The sequence below is a fragment of the Aurantibrevibacter litoralis genome (assembly GCF_034651555.1).
GTDB classification, from domain to species: Bacteria; Bacteroidota; Bacteroidia; order Flavobacteriales; family Flavobacteriaceae; genus Aurantibrevibacter; species Aurantibrevibacter litoralis.
In genome coordinates this window covers 40,093-59,718 of sequence record NZ_JAYEEQ010000002.1, presented here as the reverse complement: position 1 = coordinate 59,718, position 19,626 = coordinate 40,093, and the positions used below count along the sequence as shown (strand labels likewise).

Annotated in this window: 19 protein-coding genes and 1 tRNA gene; 13 read left to right on the top strand and 7 right to left on the bottom strand. The window is 39.8% G+C overall.

Features of this window, described 5'->3' with window-relative positions; translation table 11 throughout:
* Positions 1-262 precede the first annotated feature (262 nt).
* The gene (locus U1E44_RS02335; RefSeq protein WP_322929354.1) at positions 263-565 is read right to left on the bottom strand and encodes a hypothetical protein; all 303 of its coding nucleotides are present in this window, start codon (positions 563-565) and stop codon (positions 263-265) included.
* Positions 566-661: 96 nt separating this feature from the next.
* On the opposite strand from U1E44_RS02335, the gene U1E44_RS02330 reads away from it, so the two are divergent.
* Positions 662-1,603: a LysR family transcriptional regulator gene (locus tag U1E44_RS02330; protein ID WP_322929353.1), complete on the top strand. Its 942-nt coding sequence runs from the start codon at positions 662-664 to the stop codon at positions 1,601-1,603.
* 89 nt (positions 1,604-1,692) lie between these two features.
* Here the strand turns inward: U1E44_RS02330 and U1E44_RS02325 are convergent, their stop codons facing one another.
* Genes U1E44_RS02325 through U1E44_RS02315 form a run of 3 tightly spaced genes read right to left on the bottom strand, consistent with a single transcriptional unit; the run spans position 1,693 to position 3,693 of the window.
* Positions 1,693-2,232, bottom strand: a complete 540-nt coding sequence (locus U1E44_RS02325; RefSeq protein WP_322929352.1) for an RsmD family RNA methyltransferase — start codon at positions 2,230-2,232, stop codon at positions 1,693-1,695.
* On the bottom strand, positions 2,232-3,065 hold the full coding sequence (locus U1E44_RS02320; protein ID WP_322929350.1) for a DUF3822 family protein: 834 nt from the start codon (positions 3,063-3,065) through the stop codon (positions 2,232-2,234). Before U1E44_RS02320 ends, U1E44_RS02325 begins: the two co-directional genes overlap by 1 nt.
* Entirely contained in the window at positions 3,040-3,693 is a 654-nt protein-coding gene (locus tag U1E44_RS02315) for a hypothetical protein (protein ID WP_322929349.1), read from the bottom strand. The genes U1E44_RS02320 and U1E44_RS02315 overlap by 26 nt, the downstream gene beginning before the upstream one ends.
* 101 nt (positions 3,694-3,794) lie before the next feature.
* On the opposite strand from U1E44_RS02315, the gene U1E44_RS02310 reads away from it, so the two are divergent.
* The 6 genes from U1E44_RS02310 to U1E44_RS02285 all read left to right on the top strand — a co-directional run bounded on the left by U1E44_RS02310 (position 3,795) and on the right by U1E44_RS02285 (position 9,125).
* Entirely contained in the window at positions 3,795-5,234 is a 1,440-nt protein-coding gene (locus tag U1E44_RS02310) for an ATP-dependent DNA helicase (RefSeq protein WP_322929348.1), read from the top strand.
* A gap of 25 nt (positions 5,235-5,259) precedes the next feature.
* A complete protein-coding gene (locus U1E44_RS02305) occupies positions 5,260-5,823 on the top strand; it encodes a DUF4126 domain-containing protein (RefSeq protein ID WP_322929346.1) in 564 nt (187 codons plus the stop codon).
* Between the two features lie 24 nt (positions 5,824-5,847).
* Positions 5,848-6,576 (top strand): 3-deoxy-manno-octulosonate cytidylyltransferase, encoded by a 729-nt coding sequence (kdsB, locus tag U1E44_RS02300; RefSeq protein ID WP_322929345.1) that lies wholly within the window; start codon positions 5,848-5,850, stop codon positions 6,574-6,576.
* Entirely contained in the window at positions 6,567-7,265 is a 699-nt protein-coding gene (locus U1E44_RS02295; RefSeq protein WP_322929343.1) for an HAD family hydrolase, read from the top strand. Before kdsB ends, U1E44_RS02295 begins: the two co-directional genes overlap by 10 nt.
* Before the next feature lie 62 nt (positions 7,266-7,327).
* Positions 7,328-8,404: an iron-containing alcohol dehydrogenase family protein gene (locus U1E44_RS02290; RefSeq protein WP_323673834.1), complete on the top strand. Its 1,077-nt coding sequence runs from the start codon at positions 7,328-7,330 to the stop codon at positions 8,402-8,404.
* A gap of 181 nt (positions 8,405-8,585) precedes the next feature.
* A complete protein-coding gene (locus U1E44_RS02285; RefSeq protein ID WP_322929341.1) occupies positions 8,586-9,125 on the top strand; it encodes a 1-acyl-sn-glycerol-3-phosphate acyltransferase in 540 nt (179 codons plus the stop codon).
* 16 nt (positions 9,126-9,141) lie between these two features.
* Here the strand turns inward: U1E44_RS02285 and U1E44_RS02280 are convergent, their stop codons facing one another.
* Both U1E44_RS02280 and U1E44_RS02275 read right to left on the bottom strand, forming a co-directional pair.
* A complete protein-coding gene (locus tag U1E44_RS02280; protein WP_322929340.1) occupies positions 9,142-9,645 on the bottom strand; it encodes a hypothetical protein in 504 nt (167 codons plus the stop codon).
* A gap of 417 nt (positions 9,646-10,062) precedes the next feature.
* Positions 10,063-10,136 (bottom strand) — tRNA-Arg (locus U1E44_RS02275).
* Between the two features lie 200 nt (positions 10,137-10,336).
* Between U1E44_RS02275 and U1E44_RS02270 the strand changes: the two genes are divergently transcribed.
* On the top strand, positions 10,337-11,635 hold the full coding sequence (locus U1E44_RS02270) for a Zn-dependent hydrolase (protein WP_322929339.1): 1,299 nt from the start codon (positions 10,337-10,339) through the stop codon (positions 11,633-11,635).
* A 134-nt stretch (positions 11,636-11,769) separates the two neighbouring features.
* The gene (locus tag U1E44_RS02265) at positions 11,770-13,323 is read left to right on the top strand and encodes a M20/M25/M40 family metallo-hydrolase (RefSeq protein ID WP_322929338.1); all 1,554 of its coding nucleotides are present in this window, start codon (positions 11,770-11,772) and stop codon (positions 13,321-13,323) included.
* Between the two features lie 225 nt (positions 13,324-13,548).
* Here U1E44_RS02265 and U1E44_RS02260 read toward each other — a convergent pair whose 3' ends face one another.
* Complete coding sequence (locus tag U1E44_RS02260) at positions 13,549-15,072, bottom strand: NAD(P)H-hydrate dehydratase (protein WP_322929336.1); 1,524 nt, start codon at positions 15,070-15,072, stop codon at positions 13,549-13,551.
* 203 nt (positions 15,073-15,275) lie between these two features.
* Between U1E44_RS02260 and U1E44_RS02255 the strand changes: the two genes are divergently transcribed.
* The 4 genes from U1E44_RS02255 to U1E44_RS02240 all read left to right on the top strand — a co-directional run bounded on the left by U1E44_RS02255 (position 15,276) and on the right by U1E44_RS02240 (position 19,560).
* Positions 15,276-15,797, top strand: coding sequence for a hypothetical protein (locus U1E44_RS02255; protein ID WP_322929335.1), 522 nt, complete (start codon positions 15,276-15,278; stop codon positions 15,795-15,797).
* 1 nt (position 15,798) lies between these two features.
* Positions 15,799-15,978 carry a hypothetical protein gene (locus U1E44_RS02250; protein ID WP_322929334.1) on the top strand — a complete coding sequence of 60 codons (180 nt, stop codon included), beginning with the start codon at positions 15,799-15,801 and terminating at the stop codon, positions 15,976-15,978.
* A 210-nt stretch (positions 15,979-16,188) separates the two neighbouring features.
* Entirely contained in the window at positions 16,189-18,633 is a 2,445-nt protein-coding gene (gene thrA, locus U1E44_RS02245; protein WP_322929332.1) for a bifunctional aspartate kinase/homoserine dehydrogenase I, read from the top strand.
* A gap of 3 nt (positions 18,634-18,636) precedes the next feature.
* Positions 18,637-19,560 (top strand): homoserine kinase, encoded by a 924-nt coding sequence (locus U1E44_RS02240; RefSeq protein WP_322929331.1) that lies wholly within the window; start codon positions 18,637-18,639, stop codon positions 19,558-19,560.
* The last annotated feature ends 66 nt before the right edge of the window (positions 19,561-19,626 follow it).

Sequence of the window (19,626 nt, the reverse complement as noted above, 5' to 3'; positions counted from 1 at the left end):
TGTATACAGATCGTTGTTTATTTACTTTTCCTAATAAGTTAATCGTAACTAGCATGGAAATAATGCAACAACTGACTATAATTTGTTCTAAGAATATAGAATTATTAAAATAGAATAGCCCAATTAGCACGATCATCAAGGCAATACCGAGTAGAGAAGGGAAAATGTCTTTTATATTTTGCATTTTTTATTAAATTTAGGATGAGTGTACTATGAATGATTTAGAATTTTTAAGCACTTTCATAATTTTAAAGGAGTCTATTTAGTCTAAAAAGTTTATCTCTAAAGTGCCATTTATCAAAATTTTAGCTCCTTGGCCTCTAGCCTCATTAAAAATGCTGCGAGCTGTTCGTTTTTCTTTCTCCAATTCTTGGATTCTGTTGTCTAAGCCATTTGTTTCGCTTTGATGGTTACCCTCCCAAATTTGCAATCGCTGTATTTTATGGAAGTTTATTTTTTCATCAATTAAAGCCATAATTACATCATTGGCCTCACTAGGAGTAAAGGTGCCATCCACCAGTTGAATCGTTTTTTTGTTTTTTTTAATCACATCTTGCGTTTCCATAATTAATCGATTTTTTTAAATTTTACTATGCAAAGATTATATATAATAATTATTAATTTTTATTTATATTTATAATGATAATCATTATTAAAATTTATGAATTACACTTTACATCAGCTTCAAATATTTCTTAAAATATGTGATTTTCAAAGTATTACTAAGGCCTCAGAGGAGTTGCATCTAACCCAACCGGCAGTGTCTATTCAGTTAAAAAATTTTCAAGATCAGTTTCCGATCCCACTCACCGAAGTAGTAGGAAGAAGGCTTTATGTTACAGATTTTGGTAAAGAAATAGCACTTTCTGCCGAGAAAATAATAAATCAGGTTCATGAAATTAATTTTCAAACTATAGCTTATCAAGGTAAACTTTCTGGTCGACTCAAAATTTCAGTAGTTTCTACGGGAAAATATGTCATGCCCTATTTTTTGTCCGATTTTATGAGGCAACATGATGGTATAGAACTTAATATGGATGTTACCAACAAAACCAGAGTTGTAAGTAGTTTGGAGCAAAATGAAGTAGATTTTGCCTTGGTTTCCGTACTTCCACATAAGTTACAGGTAAATGGGGTTGAGTTAATGCCTAATAAGTTATTTTACGTAAGCAGTTATGATCTTGAAATACCCAATAGAGTTTCAAAAAGATATTTGTTTGAGAAGCTTCCTTTAATTTATCGAGAACCTGGTTCGGCCACAAGGAACGCCATGGAACTATTTATAGAGGAGAATAATTTTAGCGTAAATAAGAAAATGGAACTAACGTCTAACGAAGCAGTAAAGCAAGCAGTGATATCTGGTTTGGGGTGTTCTATTATGCCACTGATTGGCATTAAAAACGCTTTGAAAAGTAAAGAGCTTAGAATTATTCCTATTCAAGGACTTCCTATTGTAACTACGTGGAATTTAATTTGGTTAAAATCCAAAATTCTTTCACCGGTCGCAACGGCATTCTTAGATTATTTATCTGGTAATAAAGAAGAAATAATTCAGAATAAATTTAATTGGATTAACGAAAATTTAAGCGGTCAATGGGATTAATATTTTAGGTAAACTCATGCAACTAGCTTAAGGTTTTTAAAAAAGGGAATACTCTATTGCAAATATAACCCTTAGAATCTAAATGAGTTTTAGGCGTGTGCAAAGAAGCTAAAAACACTGTTACTGTATTTTCTACTTTGTGTAAAATGCGGTAGATGAGCAAGGTTCATGTGTTTGGAGTGTTCTATTACTAACAATCCGTCTTCTAAAAGGAGTTTGTGGTTAAAAACATGAGTAGCTATTTTTTCAAAATCCTCTAAAGCCATATCGTAGGGCGGATCGGTAAATATGAGGTGGAAGGACTGCTCTGTGTTTTCAAGAAACTGAAATACATCACTTTTTGTTACCGCTATTGAAAATCCTAGGGCTTCCGAGGTTTTTACAATAAATTCCACACAACCGGGGTCAGCATCAACTGCTAGAATTTTTGAAACTCCTCTTGATGCAAATTCGTAGCTAATATTGCCCGTGCCTGCACAAAGATCGAGTACATGAAGATCGGGAAAATAAAAACGGTTGTGTAAAATATTGAATAAAGCCTCTTTAGCCATATCGGTAGTGGGGCGTACGGGAAGTTTTTTAGGAGCTAAAATGCGCCTTCCTTTATGTGTTCCGGAAATAATGCGCATTAAAGAGAATTTAAAACGGCAAAATCTATACTGTCCTGATCTTCACTTCCAAGCGGATAGGTGGTGTGGGTAGGAATAAAAATAGAAATCTGCTTTAGATACGCACAGCAACAAGTGTAGATGTCATCATCTTCTTCAATAGTTCCAAATAGTTTTACGATAGTTGTTTCGGGCTGCAATTTTAACTGTTCTAGCGTAAACAAAATATAGTACAAAAAGTCATCTTTGGTCTCAAAATTATGACTGTTATACAATACTAGTTTTTTTCCCGCAATAAGGGTAATATCCATTTGGTTCTCCAGCACATGTACATAACAAATGGTGTCTTTGGTGGTTGCGGGTAGGTTTAATAATGATTGAATGAGTACAGTGCCATTATGTACAAAATCGAATTCGCCAAAGAGGTCGTATATATAGTTATTGATATTGACGAAAGGGATGTACACATTCATCATATCGTGGTTTTCGATCTCATCATAAGCCAAGTGGTCATTCGCTAAAATTTTGGTATTGAATTTTAGATAATTGGCCAGTTCTTTTGGGTCGAAAAGAGATTTGGGTACTAAACTAAAGAGATTGTTACGATGCACCACTACAATTTCGGAAAAGGAAACTTTTTTGATATTGTTTTTTTCTAACAAGGATTTTAAAGTCTTCTGAACCTCATAAGGGGATAACTCTTTTTCGAACCTGATATTTTCCGAGGCCAATATGGTGTTTCCTATGATATCTAGCACACAAAAAGAAAGTCCACTCAAGCTAACTTGAATGGACAACTTGTGATAATCCGATGGGAAATCTCCCTTTTTATTGAATATCTCCTTTTTTGTCATAAATGGGGGGCCAGTTGCCACTTGTACTTACATCGTTCAAGGAACCAACTTTAATTTCGCTACCGTTAACTTCTTCTACATTTACTTGGGCATTTTCCTTAACGAGAAGATCTTTCGGTTGGTCATAAAGAACTACATCTTTCTTAACCTTAGCTTCAAAAACAGATGCTTTATAACCACCTTTGTCCAAGATTGCAGATTTCATTTCAAATTTTTCACCATTAGGAGCAAAAGGCACATTCATCATCGTCTTGTATCTGTCGTCTTTTTTAAACAACGAATCTTTTACAGAAACAAACCCCAAAGTGTCTATAATCTTTACTTCCTTAAGCATGTCAATACCATAGGCTTTATCAAACTCCATATAGGAAGAGTCACGCTGTTGCGTAATAATATATCTTCCGGTATCAATAAAACTAACCAACGCATTAAAATCACTTGCAAATTTACCGTTTACGGTTTTGTAAGCTTCTTGAGCGTTGCGAATATCTTTTAAAGAAGCCACAACCTTAGCAAAACGTTCTTGCTTTACATTATTAAATTTTATGGGCGCATTTACAGAGTTGTAAATAAGATATGCAAATAAAATGCTCAAGGCCCAAAGTACTAATTGAATAACGGTCTTCATGTGATTTGTTTTAATTGAATTTAGTGGTTATGACAAATCTACAATTTTTTTTTTATCACAAAAGGTTTTGTTGCAAAAATCATGATTATCTTTGAATGCCTATGGAATCTTTCACTGCCTCCTCTTTCTTTAAAGTTTTACAAGATAAATTTCCGCATCAAACCACTGCACAACAAGCTGTAGCATTAGAGAAAATTGCACAATTTGTAATCGCTAAGAATACCGATTCCCTCTTCTTGCTCAAAGGATTTGCAGGTACCGGGAAGACTACGCTGGTAGGTACGTTGGTGGCGAATTTATGGCAGACAAAGCAAACTGCGGTGCTCATGGCACCCACAGGGAGAGCGGCAAAGGTGATGTCTAATTACGCCAAGACACCAGCTTTTACCATTCACCGAAAGATTTATTTCCCGAAAACGCAGCGCGGTGGTGGGGTGCAATTTGTATTGGCGCCCAACAAGCACAGGCATACGGTTTTTATTGTAGATGAAGCGTCTATGATTCCGGATACTGCAACGGATTCGAAATTATTTGAAAACGGTTCTTTGTTAGATGATTTAATTCAGTTTGTGTATGCCGGGCATCAATGCAAACTCATTTTAATTGGCGATACGGCACAGTTACCTCCGGTAAATGTATCCTTAAGTCCGGCATTGGATGAAAAACTATTGGCACTCCATTACCATAAAGAAGTGATCCATCTAGAATTGAATGAAGTGGTGCGCCAAACCGAAGATTCAGGTATTTTGTGGAATGCCACACAGCTAAGGGAACAACTCAACGGTCATTTTTCGGATGCTTTTCAATTTTATGTGAGTTCCTATACAGATATTGTCCGCCTTGTGGACGGTACGGAGATACAAGAGGCTATAAATGATGCCTACGCGCAAAACGGAAAAGAGGAAACCGCCATCATTGTGCGGTCTAATAAGCGGGCCAATTTGTATAATGAAAATATACGAAATAGAATTCTATTCTTAGAGAACGATTTGTCGGTTGGCGATTTTATGATGGTAGTGAAGAACAACTATTTTTGGTTAAAATCCAGTTCGGAGGCTGGTTTTATTGCTAATGGTGATATTATTGAACTATTAGAAATTTTCGCAATAAAAGAACTTTACGGCTTTAAATTTGCCGAGGTTAAAGTAAAAATGGTTGACTATCCCGGTCAGAAGCCTTTTGAAACGACATTACTTCTAGATACTATAATGGCCGAAACACCTTCGCTTTCCTATGAAGATGGAAATAGGTTGTATACGGAAGTTCTAAAAGATTACGCCCACGAAAAATCAAAATACAAACAGTTTTTGGGCGTAAAAAGCAATCCCTATTTTAATGCCTTACAGGTGAAATTTTCGTATGCCATCACCTGCCACAAATCGCAAGGCGGACAATGGGACACCGTTTTCGTGGAGCATCCCTATTTGCCTAATGGTGCGGATATGGAATATTACCGATGGCTTTATACCGCAGTTACCCGGGCGAAAAAAAAACTGTACCTTATTGGATTTAAAGATGATTTTTTTGTTGATGGGGAATAACGTAATTTAGCTTAAAGAACTAGATATGACCTGGGATACGCTTCTCAGTATTTTTTTGGGTATAGGATTGGCTGCCTCTGTGGGGTTTAGAGTGTTTTTGCCCTTATTTGCGTTAAGTTTAGCAGCCTATGCCGGTCTTTGGCCACTAAATGCACAGTGGCAATGGTTAGGAAGTTTGCCCGCTGTTATGGCCTTAGGCGTTGCCATGTTGGCAGAAATAGGAGCCTATTTTGTACCATGGGTAGATCATATACTAGACACCATAGCCTTGCCCTTGGCAGCCCTAGCCGGTACGGCCATTATGGTGGCTACAGCCACCAATATGGATCCTTTGGTTACATGGTCTTTAGCCATAATTGCCGGTGGAGGTACTGCTACCGCCATAAAAAGTGCGTCGGCTACCGGAAGATTAGCGGCTACCGGAGTTACGGGCGGTATGGCAAATCCCATAATTTCCGGTGTAGAAACAGGTACCGCCCTAGTAGTCTCTACAGCATCCATTTTCGCTCCAGTTTTGGCAGCTATCTTGGTCTTGTTTATTTTTTTTGCACTGGCATGGATCTATAAAAAGGTTCAAAAAAAGACGTAATATTTTAATCCTCTATTGACGCTAATGAAAATTATTTCTATGATTCCGGCTCGCTTTGCCGCATCCCGATTTCCGGCCAAGTTAATGCAGGACTTGGGCGGTAAGCCGGTTATTGTACGGACCTACGAGGCGACTCAAAATACCGGACTTTTTGATGAGGTGTTTGTGGTTACGGATAGCGAGCTCATTTACAATACCATTATTAAGGAAGGCGGAAAGGCACTTATGAGTCTAAAGGAACACGAATGCGGTAGCGATAGAATTGCAGAAGCAGTGGCACCGATGGATGTGGACATTATCGTTAATGTCCAGGGAGATGAACCCTTTACCGACCGGAAAAGCCTGAAATCTGTGCTGGATGTTTTTGAAGAAGATACGCAAAAGAACATCGATTTGGCTTCATTAATGGTAAGAATCACGGACTGGGAAGAAATTAGTAATCCCAATACCGTAAAAGTCATTGTAGACCAACAGCAATTTGCACTTTACTTCTCCCGTTCGCCCATTCCATATCCGAGAGCCACGGATGGGAATGCTACGTATTACAAACATAAAGGTATCTATGCCTTTCGAAAAAGTGCGCTCATGGATTTTCAACGGCTGCCCATGCTGCCTTTAGAGGCCACTGAAAAAATTGAAGCGATACGGTACTTAGAGTATGGAAAAAAAATTAAAATGGTAGAAACCGATGTTTTGGGTATAGAAATTGACACCCCGGAGGATTTGGAAATGGCCAAGAAAGTATGGAAATAAATTTTAGTAACATAAAAGTAATAGGTTTTGATGCCGATGATACCCTTTGGGTAAACGAAACCTATTTTAGGGAAGCAGAGGATACTTTTGCCTCCTTATTAGAACAGTATGAAACCAAAAATCAAATAGATCAAGAACTCTTTAAAACCGAAATTAAAAATTTGGAGCTATACGGCTACGGCATTAAGGGTTTTATGCTATCTATGATAGAATCGGCACTGGAGATTTCAAATAATAAGGTATCTCAAGCAACGTTATCGAATATTTTGAATCTAGGAAAAGCCATGATCGCTCATCCTGTGGAACTTTTGGAAGGGGTAGAAGCGGTATTGCAAGCATTGCATAAAAAATACAGACTCATTGTGCTTACTAAAGGCGATTTGTTAGATCAAGAACGAAAGCTGGAACGATCCGGTCTTGCACCTTATTTTTACCATGTAGAGGTTTTAAGTGATAAAAAGGAAGAAAACTATTTAAATTTGTTGAACCATTTGGAAATTGAAGTTTCAGAGTTTTTAATGCTGGGAAATTCGCTAAAATCGGATGTGTTGCCTCTCATAAATATTGGTGCCAAGGCGGTTCATATTCCCTTTCATACCACATGGCTTCACGAAGAGGTACCACCTGAAGGTCGAGGTAATGGGCATCTTACGTTAAACAAAATTTCAGATATTTTAAAATACCTGTAAGCATCGAATTTATGAATTTACATCAACAACTACATCAACAGTCTATGCCGCAACCGAAACGAATGGTATACAAGAATTTCCCCATGGTACCTAAGGTCGTCTTTGGTAAGGGTAGTTTTGATCAGCTAGACGCTATTTTGTGGCCTGTAAGAAAACATTCGGAATCCCCTTGCATCTTTTTAGTAGACGATGTTTTTGAAGGTACAGCCCTAATTTCGAGAATTCCAAGGGTGTATAACGATCAGATTATTTTTATTTCGGCGTTGGAAGAACCCAAAACAGCGCAGGTAGATGCGTTGGTGCAAAAAATAAAGGAGGAGTTTGACGAATTACCCTCCGGAATTATAGGAATTGGCGGGGGTACCCTTTTAGATTTGGCTAAAGCGGTTGCGATAATGCTCAATAATGCAGGAAAGGCACAGGATTATCAGGGTTGGGATTTGGTGCATAGGCCTTCTGTGTATCATGTAGGCATCCCAACAATTAGTGGTACCGGGGCAGAGGTTTCCCGAACCACGGTACTTTTGGGTCCGGAAAAGAAATTAGGAATCAATTCGGATTATACCGTTTTCGATCAAGTGGTGCTAGATCCGGAGCTCACCAAAGGGGTGCCCAAAGACCAATGGTTTTATACCGGAATGGATTGTTTTATTCATTGTATAGAATCGCTAAAAGGCACCTATATCAATGCCTTTAGCCAAAGTTATGGCGAAAAAGCATTGGATTTGTGCAAAGAAGTGTACCTGGGCAACCTTTCGCCTTCGGTTTCGCGCGAGAAACTCATGATGGCTTCTTGGCATGGCGGCATGAGTATCGCATATTCGCAGGTGGGTGTAGCTCATGCACTGAGTTATGGACTGTCGTATGTATTGGGCACAAAACACGGTATTGGAAATTGTTTGGTGTTTCAACATTTAGACGAATTTTACCCGGACGGGGTGGCGCTATTCCACCGTTTTATGGACAAACATGAAATAGCACTTCCTACAGGTGTTTGTCATAATTTAAGCGATGCTGAGTTCGATCTTTTAACATCCGTTGCTCTGGGGATGGCACCGCTTTGGGAGAACGCCTTGGGACAAAATTGGCGCAATATTGTTACTCCCAATAAACTAAGGACAATTTATCAAAAAATTTAAGATTTTTATTTTTTTTGATTTTGTTCTTAAAAACGAAATGGGGTGTCGAGGTTATGCAATGAGGGTACCGCAGACCTAGGGAATCTTTTCATAAAGGGTCATTTTTACAGTGGTATTAAAATCAATATCGTACATTTAGCCCAATAAAGGTATCGTGCTCTATTTTATCTAAAAACGACCCGTGCATACGTTAGCCAATTTTATTTATTTTAAACTGATGGGTTGGCAGTTGGTGGGCACATTTCCAAAAATTGATAAATGTGTGGTTATTGTGGTACCCCATACCAGTTGGATCGATTTTTTTCTGGGGTTGCTCATCCGAGCGGTTTTGCAAGAAAAGATCCATTACATTGGAAAAAAGAGTCTTTTTAACGCTCCTTTCGGATGGTTTTTTAGGTACACTGGCGGAACGCCCATAGACCGAAGTAAAAATAGCGACACTGTAGCCGCTACCGCGGAAATTTTCAGAAAAAGAACAGTTTTTAGGTTGGCACTTTCGCCCGAAGGTACCCGAAAGAAAGTAACGCAATGGAAGACAGGGTTTTATTATATCGCTAAAAAAGCCCAAGTCCCAATAGTGATGGTAGCTTTTGATTTTGGAAAGAAGCAGATTAAAATTTCGGAGCCGATTTTCACCACCGATAATAGTACTGAGGACTTTAAAGCTTACAAGGCCTTTTTTAAAGGCGTGAAAGGTAAAATACCGGAAAATGGAGTGTGATTGGCATCACACTCGGTTAAAATTTTTCCATCAATTCTTTTTTGGGGAGCTCGTCTACTTTTTTGGTATTGCCCGGAAATACAAGATTAGTACTGGTATACGTACTGCCAAAAGTAACACTTGCTGCGTATACTTGGTAAATAGCATCGGTTACCTGATGTTCTGTAAGTTCTAGTAACGGGTGGGTAAAAACGGACCAGATAATTTCATCACTTAACGCATATTTAACGTCTAGCGCAGAGTGAAAATTGGCGACCAAGGCATTCAAAATTTGTTCTTCTTCAATATCTGAACGTTCTACAATGGGCGATATAATGCGCATTCTATTGGCCTTTTCGTCGTAAATACAAATTAGGGGTCGCTCTTTGAGGATAAATTGAATAGAATTCCCATTGACAACCAAAGTGTCTGAAGTGTTCTTAATAATTTCTTTAAGTTTGGCACCATCCATCTGCTGGGCATTTGCCAAATTTATATGCAGCGATCCAAATACGAATAGAAGAAAAACGAGCTTGCCCATGTGGTTGTGTGGTTTTAAGTGGTGAGTCGGGCAGTAGGTGTTTTCTTTACAGTTGGTTGTCTTTCCGTTATTCTATAGAAGAACCACAACTGTCCCCGAATTAATTTGAAGACCGTATCAGAAAGGAAACTGGTAAAAGTGCTAAAGATCACATTCACGGTACCTGTAGCACTTATTTTAAGGAAAAAGACAACAAAATTGTAATTCTTCTAATTTTAATCGGTAGATAAATCGACTTAACAAAGGGATATTAAAAGGGGAAAAAAATTAGAACAAAATAAAAGATAATTGAAACGGAAAGCACTAATCGCTCAGTTTGGGGTTCTGCAAGTGGTTCGGAAACTAAAAAAGAAATTGCTATTGCCCGTTTTATAACAAAAAAGGCTTCCGCTTTCTCGGAAGCCCTTATTTTACCGGTGATCGCGAGAGGATTCGAACCTCTGACCGTCTGCTTAGAAGGCAGATGCTCTATCCAGCTGAGCTACGCGACCCATTAAACTAAAAAGCACTTTTCTTTCAATCGGCTGCAAAATTAATAAAAAATAGCAACAACACAACCCTTGCAACGGCAAATAAAAATTATTTAAAAGCGAGCGTTATTCTCTTTTTAAAGAATAAGATCACAAAAAGTGTTCTGGGGTTGCCATTCAGGCTATTTTTAGTACCTTAAGTGCCATAAATGAAGCTCCTAATGAAACGAATTATTCGCATTACATATCTGTTCTTCTGTGGCTATGCACTCGCATTTCAACCTGCTTTACGTTCGGAAGTTGATCCGGATAGATTGGAAAAACGAATTTTTACATTGGCCGAATTCGGTAAAAAACCCAATGGTGAAACGGAAAGAGTAGCCTTTAGCGACGCCGATATTGCCGCAAGAAAATGGGTCATTGAAACCATGGAAAATTTAGGATTAGAAGTTAAGGTAGATTTTGCTGGTAATATCATTGGTTATCGAGACGGAAAAGATGCTCGTAAAAAGCCCATTGCTTTTGGTTCTCACATAGACCGTGTACCCCATGGGGGCAACTACGACGGTTGTGTAGGATCCATGGCTGCCTTAGAGATCATCGACGTATTAAATCAACAACGTATCATAACCGAACATCCGTTAGAGGTTATTATTTTCTCGGATGAAGAAGGAGGCCTTACCGGAAGTAGAGCCATCGTAGGCCACTTAAGCGCTAAGGCATTAAAAGTGAGTAATAGTACGGGATATACTATCGGTGAAGGTATTATGCGATTAGGGGGTGATACGACCAAAATTGCAGAAGTTGCACGAAAAAAAGGTGCTTTGGCTGCATTTTTAGAACTGCATATAGAACAAGGCGGCATTCTCGAAAAAGAAACTACTGATATTGGAATTGTAGAAGGTATTGTAGGTATTAAATGGTGGGATGTTACCTTTTCGGGCTTTGCCAATCATGCCGGCACCACCCCCATGAATGCCCGACAAGATGCATTATTGGCTGCGGCTAAATTTGTTGTTGCCGTGAATGAAATCACCACTGGTTTTAAAGGAAACCAAGTAGGTACCGTAGGTCGTATTACAGCAGCACCGGGCGCGCCCAATGTTATTCCGGGTAAGGTGGTGGCTAGTTTAGAAATTAGAGATCTTTCTAGTGAAGTGATCAAGGAAGTATTTGAAGCCATTAAAACAGAAGCATCAAAAATAGCAGATGAAACTAAGGTTTCTATAAGCTTTACCCCATTAGATACCACTGCAGACCCGGCATTGACCGATGTAACGATTCAAAATGCCATTTTAGCCGTTACAGAATCGTTAGGATATTCTTCTAAAAAAATGCCCAGTGGAGCAGGACATGATGCTCAGGATATGGCGGTCATTGCACCTACTGGGATGATTTTTGTGCCAAGTGCGGGTGGCATTAGTCATTCTCCCAAAGAGTTTACCTCCGCATCAGATATGGCAAAAGGTGCCAATGTGTTATTGCAAACTATATTAAAACTGGATAAGGAATTAAACTGATTTTCAAGTCATAGATTACGAACAAAATAGGATGCGTAATATGCGCTTAGATTTGAAGCCAAAGGACTAAAAAATAAAATTAAGCGTTGATAGTGCCTCGAAATTACGTAAAAACTAACATTAAATAGATTGAAATGAAAAAAATCCTTTTTGCGGGCTTGCTTCTTTTTTTAACTGGCACGCTCATTAATGCACAATCGTCGGACCAAATTATAGCGAACATTCAAAAGGAAGCTACAGATAATTCGCAACTGCAACAATTGGCACATGAACTGATGGATGTCATTGGTCCTCGACTTGTAGGAACCCCGCAAATGAAAGCGGCGCACGATTGGGCCATTGCACAATACGAAAAATGGGGTATTTCTGCCAAAAACGAGGCATGGGGCAAATGGCAAGGCTGGGAAAGGGGCATAACCCATGTAGACTTGGTCTCTCCTCGTGTGGTATCGCTTAGCGGGATGCAGCTGGCATGGAGTCCAAGCACGCCAAAACAAGGCATAACGGCAACTCTTATTAGCTTTCCTGCGGTGGCAGATTCTCTCTCATTTGCCCGGTGGTTGCCGCAGGTGAAAGGAAAGTTTGTTTTGGTGTCCATGCACCAACCCACAGGGCGACCCGATTATAATTGGGAAGAATTTGCCACAAAAGAATCCTTCGAAAAAATGAAAAACGATAGAGACGCCCAAACCAAGGCGTGGCAACAAAATCTAAAAAATACCGGTTATACCACCAGAAACATTAATGAAGCATTGGAGAAAAACGGTGCCGTCGGTATTGTACAATCGCGCTGGTCTAACGGCTTTGGAGCCAACAAAATTTTTAGTGCCAATACCAAGAAAATTCCTGTAGTAGATCTTTCCTTAGAAGATTATGGGTTGTTGTACCGGATGGTAGCCCATGGAGATAATCCTACGATAAAAGTCGTTGCCACCTCTAAAGATTTAGGCACTGTTCCTACTTTTAATACCATCGCAACCATTCCCGGCACAGAATTATCCGACGAATATGTGATTCTTTCTGCTCATTTTGATTCTTGGGATGGGGGTACAGGTGCCACCGATAATGGCACAGGAACCATAACCATGATGGAAGCGGCTCGTGTTTTAAAGAAAATATACCCCAATCCTAAACGTACTATTATTATAGGTCATTGGGGAAGCGAAGAACAAGGGCTAAACGGATCCAGAGCCTTTGTAGAAGATCACCCGGATATCGTGGAAGGGATGCAAGCCTTGTTTAATCAGGACAATGGTACCGGAAGGGTGGTTCAAATTTCAGGGCAAGGATTTTTGCACTCCTATGCCTTTCTCAATAAATGGTTAGCGGCCGTTCCTACAGCTATTACACAGCACATAGCAACCACATTTCCTGGAAATCCGGGGGGTGGCGGATCTGATTATGCTTCCTTCGTAGCCGCCGGTGCGCCCGGATTTTCATTAAGTTCGTTGAGTTGGAGCTATTGGAATTATACCTGGCACACCAATTTAGATACGTACGATAAAATTGTTTTTGATGATGTGCGCAATAATGTAATCCTTACGGCTATATTGGCCTACATGGCCAGTGAGGATCCCGAAAAACTGCCGAGAGAAAAGGCGGTATTAGATATAGACCCCAGCACCGGAGAACAGCGGCAATGGCCCACCCCCAGATCGCCGGAACGCAATGGCGGTGTTACAGACTAAATCACCTTTACGTACAGAGAACTTAAAATTGGCGCATACTCCTACCATTGATGAGCGTTTTTTTTTTAAGCTTATTCGTGGTGGCGATACTTTTTTTGAAAAATTGAAGATACCAAAGTAAAAGTGGGGGCTGGTATCCCACTGGAATGCGAAGTTTATCTCAAGTATAGAGCCCGACGGATCGGTAGAAGAAAAAAAAATATTACTCAAAAAAAACGGTTCGCTTTATTGGGTCTCCTTAACAAAACCTATTAAATCCAAATACGCTTTGCCCAAATACCGAATAATACTGCGTGCTGTAAGTGCCTCTTGCCCTCGTTTTTCCGAAACCAAATCGCCCGACCTACCATGCACATACACCCCCAATATAGCTGCTTGCAATGGCTTGTACCCCTGGGCTATTAGACCGGTAATAATTCCGGCCAGGACATCCCCGCTGCCCGCAGTGGCCATCCCGGGATTACCGGTACTATTTATATAACCACGGTTCTCATATACAACCATAGTGTACGCTCCTTTTATAACTACAATACAATCGTATTTCTTAGAAAATGCCTTGGTCTTTTTCAATTTATCAAAATCATCATTCCAAGATCCAATGAGTCGTTCTAATTCCTTAGGATGCGGGGTAAGTACCGTTTGCGGTGGTAGTACACTGCATAAATGCGGTTTCTCGGATACAATATTCAGTGCATCGGCATCTAGTACCAGCGGTATTTTATTGGTTTTTAGAAATTTTTCCAATGCCATTTGTGTTTCAATATGCCTTCCCAGACCCATGCCTAAGCCAATTACGGAAGGTTTAAACCCGAAAACAATGTCAGAAATATAGTGTTCTTGCACATCCGTAATGGCCATGATCTCCGGCAAGGCGGTTTGCATAGGCCAAAGACCACATTGGGGAATATAAGCTGTAACTAAACCGCTACCGGACGTAATACAGGCTTCTGATGCCAACATGGCGGCCCCTACTTTGCCATTACTACCACCAATAATAAGGGAGTGCCCATACGTTCCCTTATGTGAAAAGGTTTTGCGGGGCACATAAAATAAACGCACCTCATCGCGGCTCATTAGTTCAAAGGCTGTATGGGTTTCTCGGATATATTCGATATCAAGACCAATACCTACCACCTCCCATTGTTCGATATATTTTCCCGTTTGCGGCAGAAAAAAAGGAAGTTTGGGAAACTGAAAACTCAGTACATAAGTAGCCCTCACCACGCTGTCTTCATCCTGTGGTGCTTGATCCATATATAAGCCCGAGGGTATATCTACAGATACCGTAAAAGCGTTAGAACGATTTATAGTTGCAATAAGACGGCCTACCCAGGCGTCCGGAGGCCTATTTAAACCAATTCCGAAAATAGCATCTACAATATAGTCATCAGAACCAAGGGTCGGAATATCGCTGTCTTTATTCAAGTAGATAGGATCCACTTTTTGATCTTTTAATCGCTTTAAATTGATTGCAAAATCCTTGGAATACGACGTGCTGTAGGCTACAATATAGACCGATATCTTATAACTGTGTTCAAGCAAATGTCGTCCTACTACAAGACCGTCGCCCCCATTGTTCCCTATACCACAGAAAATATGAATCTTTTTTTGAGTGCCTTGTAGTCGCGAATGCATCCAATGAAACACCTGTTTCCCGGCACGTTCCATAAGCGCATCGCTAGTAATTCCCTGTCTTTCTAGGGTAATTCTGTCTGCCTCGTAAATTTGAGGTGTTGTAAAAATCTTCATTTTAGAAAACTATTTTAAAAATCCTGCATTTCAAATAAAAATACAGCGAATCATTGGTTAGGGATGTCTAAAATACTACTTTTGAACCTTTCTTAAAGTTAGCCATTTTTCCATCATGTGCGAAAAAAACATTGTTTACTTCAGCTTATGTCAGTGTTGGGGGTAAGCTAAAAAAGTCCCGCAGAATTTCGTAAATTGGTTAAATGAAAAGAGTTGAACAAGGATTTATAATTGACGTACTGACTGATTCGATACTGAATACAATTTCTGGCGACAGTTTCCAGACTGAAATTTCAACATTGAAGAAATCGGATTTGAAAAACATACTGAAAAAGAACGGTTGGAACTTCGACTGGAAACCCGAACTCAATGATTTGACCAAAGAGGTTTACAAATTGACAATAATCAACAATCCGGACATCATTCAAGGGTTGCTAAGCATAACGGTTGAGAGAGACCATATTTTTATGAACCTGTTGGAAAGCGCACCTTTCAATATCGGAAAACAAAAGCTTTACGAAGGTGTAGCGGGCAACTTAGTCGCTTTTGCTTGCAAAGTTTCATTTCAAAGAGGATTTGATGGATTTGTTGCTTTCACTGCAAAATCCGGACTGATAAAGCATTACGAAGAAACCTTGGGTGCTTTTCATTTCAAAAGCCAAAGAATGATAATTGATACGAAAGCCGCAAAATTTTTAGTAACAAAATATTTTAAAACATCATAAAATGGGACACATAGCAGAACCAAAAGGAGTTGATTTCTTAATTCAAAGTCCCCCTTTGACTGACAAAGAAAGGAAAGAGCTGAGCGAATTCATAAAAAAACGAAAAATTGAAACGGGCAAGAAAACTTCGCCAAAAGGAAAATCACATCCGAAAGAAAAACCTACTGCCAACGACGCATAACGGCAATTACGGGGATTTGACCACGTCCGAATCCAATCGTCTGTGACTAACCAAAAATGTATGCATAGTAATCCATAACTGCGGTTCTTCTTGACCCTTGGTGCCATTGTTTATGAAAAGAGGGCTACCCCTTAGGGGCGATTCACTATATTTGCCTCCATTTTTTGTTTTTTTCGATCAACGCATTTCATTTTTAACGCATAAAACACAATGAAAGTTTTAAAATTCGGTGGCACATCGGTAGCCAATTCAAAAAATATAGGTTTAGTAAAAGATATTATTGTCCGTACGGAGGCCGATAAAATAATTATTGTAGTATCTGCATTGGGCGGTATTACAGACCTGCTTCTTTCTGCGGCCAAATTGGCAGCCGAACAAGATGCTGCGTACAAAAACGTACTTCAACAAATAGAGGAGCGTCATTTACAAACGGTAAAAGAGCTTATCCCTATAACCCACCAAAGCAGTTTGCTCAGCAAGGTAAAAAGCGAATTAAACACTTTGGAAACCCTTATAGAAGGTGCTTTTCTTATAGGCGAAACTACGCCCAAGTTATTAGATAAAATAGTGAGTTACGGTGAACTTTTATCCTCCCTCATCATCAGTGAATATCTTGTGGCGCAGCAAATAGACGCAGAACACAAAGACAGTAGATCTTTTATAAAAACGAACGAAGCCTTCGGAAAAGCAGCAGTGAATTTTGAGTTGACACGCCAAAATTGCATTCAACAATTAGGCGGAGCATCAAAAAAAGTACTTGTAATGGGTGGTTTTATTGCCTCCTCTACCACCGGGAATTCCACCACCTTGGGTCGTGGCGGATCGGATTACTCTGCCGCAATTATCGCTGGTGCATTAGAGGCTGAAATGCTAGAAATTTGGACGGATGTAAGTGGCATGTATACCGCCAACCCGAAGTTGGTAAAACAAGCCATCGTTATTCCGCACATTTCGTATGAAGAAGCCATGGAGCTATCACACTTTGGCGCCAAAGTACTATACCCGCCTACTATACAACCTGTATTGGCCAAAGGAATTTCTATTCTCATTAAAAATACTTTCGAACCCGATGCCCCGGGTACTTTAATTACCAAAAATCAGAATGAAAAAGGCAAAACAGTACGCGGTATAAGCCATGTAGAACACATTGCACTAATTTCTCTTGAAGGTTCCGGAATGGTTGGTATACCGGGCATATCGAAACGATTTTTTGAAGTACTTTCTCTAGCTCAAATCAGCGCTGTATTAATAACGCAAGCCTCCTCGGAGCACTCCATTTGCGTGGGACTTTCTGCGGATGATGCAGACCACGCCGTGCGTATTGTAAATGAAGCCTTTGAATACGAAATTGCGCTTGGTAAAATAAAACCGGTAGTTGCAGAATCCGACCTAGCCGTTATTGCTCTTGTAGGTGATAACATGAAAAATCACCAAGGATTGAGTGGTAAAATGTTTAGTACCTTAGGAAAAAACAATGTAAATATTAGGGTAATCGCTCAAGGTGCATCCGAGCGGAACATTTCGGCTGTCATTGCCAAAGCCGACGTTAAAAAGGCTCTTAATGCATTGCATGAAGCGTTTTTTGAAGAAAATATAAAGCAGTTAAACCTATTTGTTATGGGCGTTGGCAATGTAGGTTCTAAATTCCTTAACCAAATACAGCAACAACGCAAGTATTTAAAAGAAAACTTAAAACTGAATATTAGAGTCATTGGCATTTCCAATTCGCGAACCATGGTTTTTGATGAAAACGGAATTGCTCTAAAAGATTGGGAATCGTTATTGGCTGCAGGTCAGAAGGCGGACAAATCCCTTTTTTTTGACACAATCAGCACTTTGAATTTACGAAATAGCATCTTTGTAGACAATACGGCAAGCTCGGCCGTTTCGGATACGTATGCATCTTATCTAAGGAACAGTATTTCTGTTGTTACTTGTAACAAAATTGCCTGTTCCTCAGCCTATGAAAACTACAAAGAGCTAAAGGATCTGGCTCGAAAATTTAACGCTCCATTTTTGTTCGAAACCAACGTGGGTGCCGGTCTGCCTATCATTGACACCCTAAAGCACCTAATAGCCTCCGGCGATCGTATTCTAAAAATACAAGCTGTACTATCGGGCAGCTTAAATTTTGTGTTTAACAATTTTAATGATAAAACTACCTTTCACGATGTTGTAAAGCAGGCACAAGAACAGGGATACACAGAACCGGATCCTAAAATAGACCTCAGCGGGATTGATGTAATGCGAAAAATATTGATTTTGGCCAGAGAGAGCGGTTATAAATTAGACATCAACGACATTAGTAACAGGTCTTTTTTACCCAAAGAAGCCTTAGACACTACAAACAACGATGCGTTTTTTGCTTCTCTAAAAAAACATGAAAATTCTTTTCAGAACTTATACAGCGAAGCCAGTAAAGCCGATAGCAAACTTAAATATGTGGCTCAATTTGCAGATGGTGTGGCTAGTGTTGGCTTGCAACATATTCCCAAAGGACACGATTTCTACAATTTGGAAGGCAGTGACAATATTGTGCTATTCTACACGGAAAGGTATCCCAACCAACCAATGATTATCAAAGGTGCCGGTGCCGGTGCCGAGGTTACAGCTTCCGGGATTTTTGCAGATATTATACGGATTGGTAATTTTTAGACAATGGACGAAATAAAAATTTTTTGCCCGGCAACCATAGCCAATATTTCTTGCGGTTTTGATGTGTTAGGCGTACCTCTCGATACCATAGGTGATGAAATGATTATTCGGAAAACCGATAAAAAGGGCATTGTAATTACCAAAATAGATGGGCAGGACTTGCCTAAAGAGACGCTTAAAAATGTGGCTGGTGTCGCGGGTTTGGCGTTATTGGCGCAAACCGACTATACCGGTGGTTTTGAAATAGAAATTTACAAAAAAATTAAGGCGGGGAGTGGTATAGGCAGTAGTGCCGCCAGTGCTTCCGGAGCTGTGTGGGCTATAAACGCCTTACTGGGAAATCCTTTTTCACCAAAGGAATTAGTACCTTTTGCCATGGAAGGAGAACGATTGGCCAGTGGGGTAGCCCATGCTGATAATGTGGCTCCGGCGATCTTTGGCGGATTTATCCTGATACGCAGTTACCACCCTCTCGACATTATACCATTGTGCACCCCAAAAGAAATTTATGCTACGGTGATACATCCACAGATAGAGGTAAAAACATCGGACTCTCGTAAAATTTTAAAAACCACCATATCCTTAGAAAATGGCATTAAACAATGGGGGAATGTAGGCGGACTGGTGGCGGGATTATATAGGAACGATTACGAGCTCATTGGTCGCTCTCTGGAAGATCACATTATAGAACCTATGCGTGCCCTTCTTATTCCGGGATTTTATGAGGTAAAAGCGGCAGCGGGTAAAGCCGGAGCCTTGGGCTGTGGTATTTCGGGTTCCGGGCCTTCCATTTTTGCGCTGAGTAAAGGATTAGATACTGCTGAAAAAGTGGCAAAGGCTATGCAAAAAGTGTACACTACCATTGGGGTAGATTACGATATACACGTTTCAAAAATCAATACAGAGGGCATCAAAATACTAAATTGATAAAATTTGATCTCTGAATTTACTGTTCCCATAATTCGCTTTATAATAACCAAAAAACTAGCACTA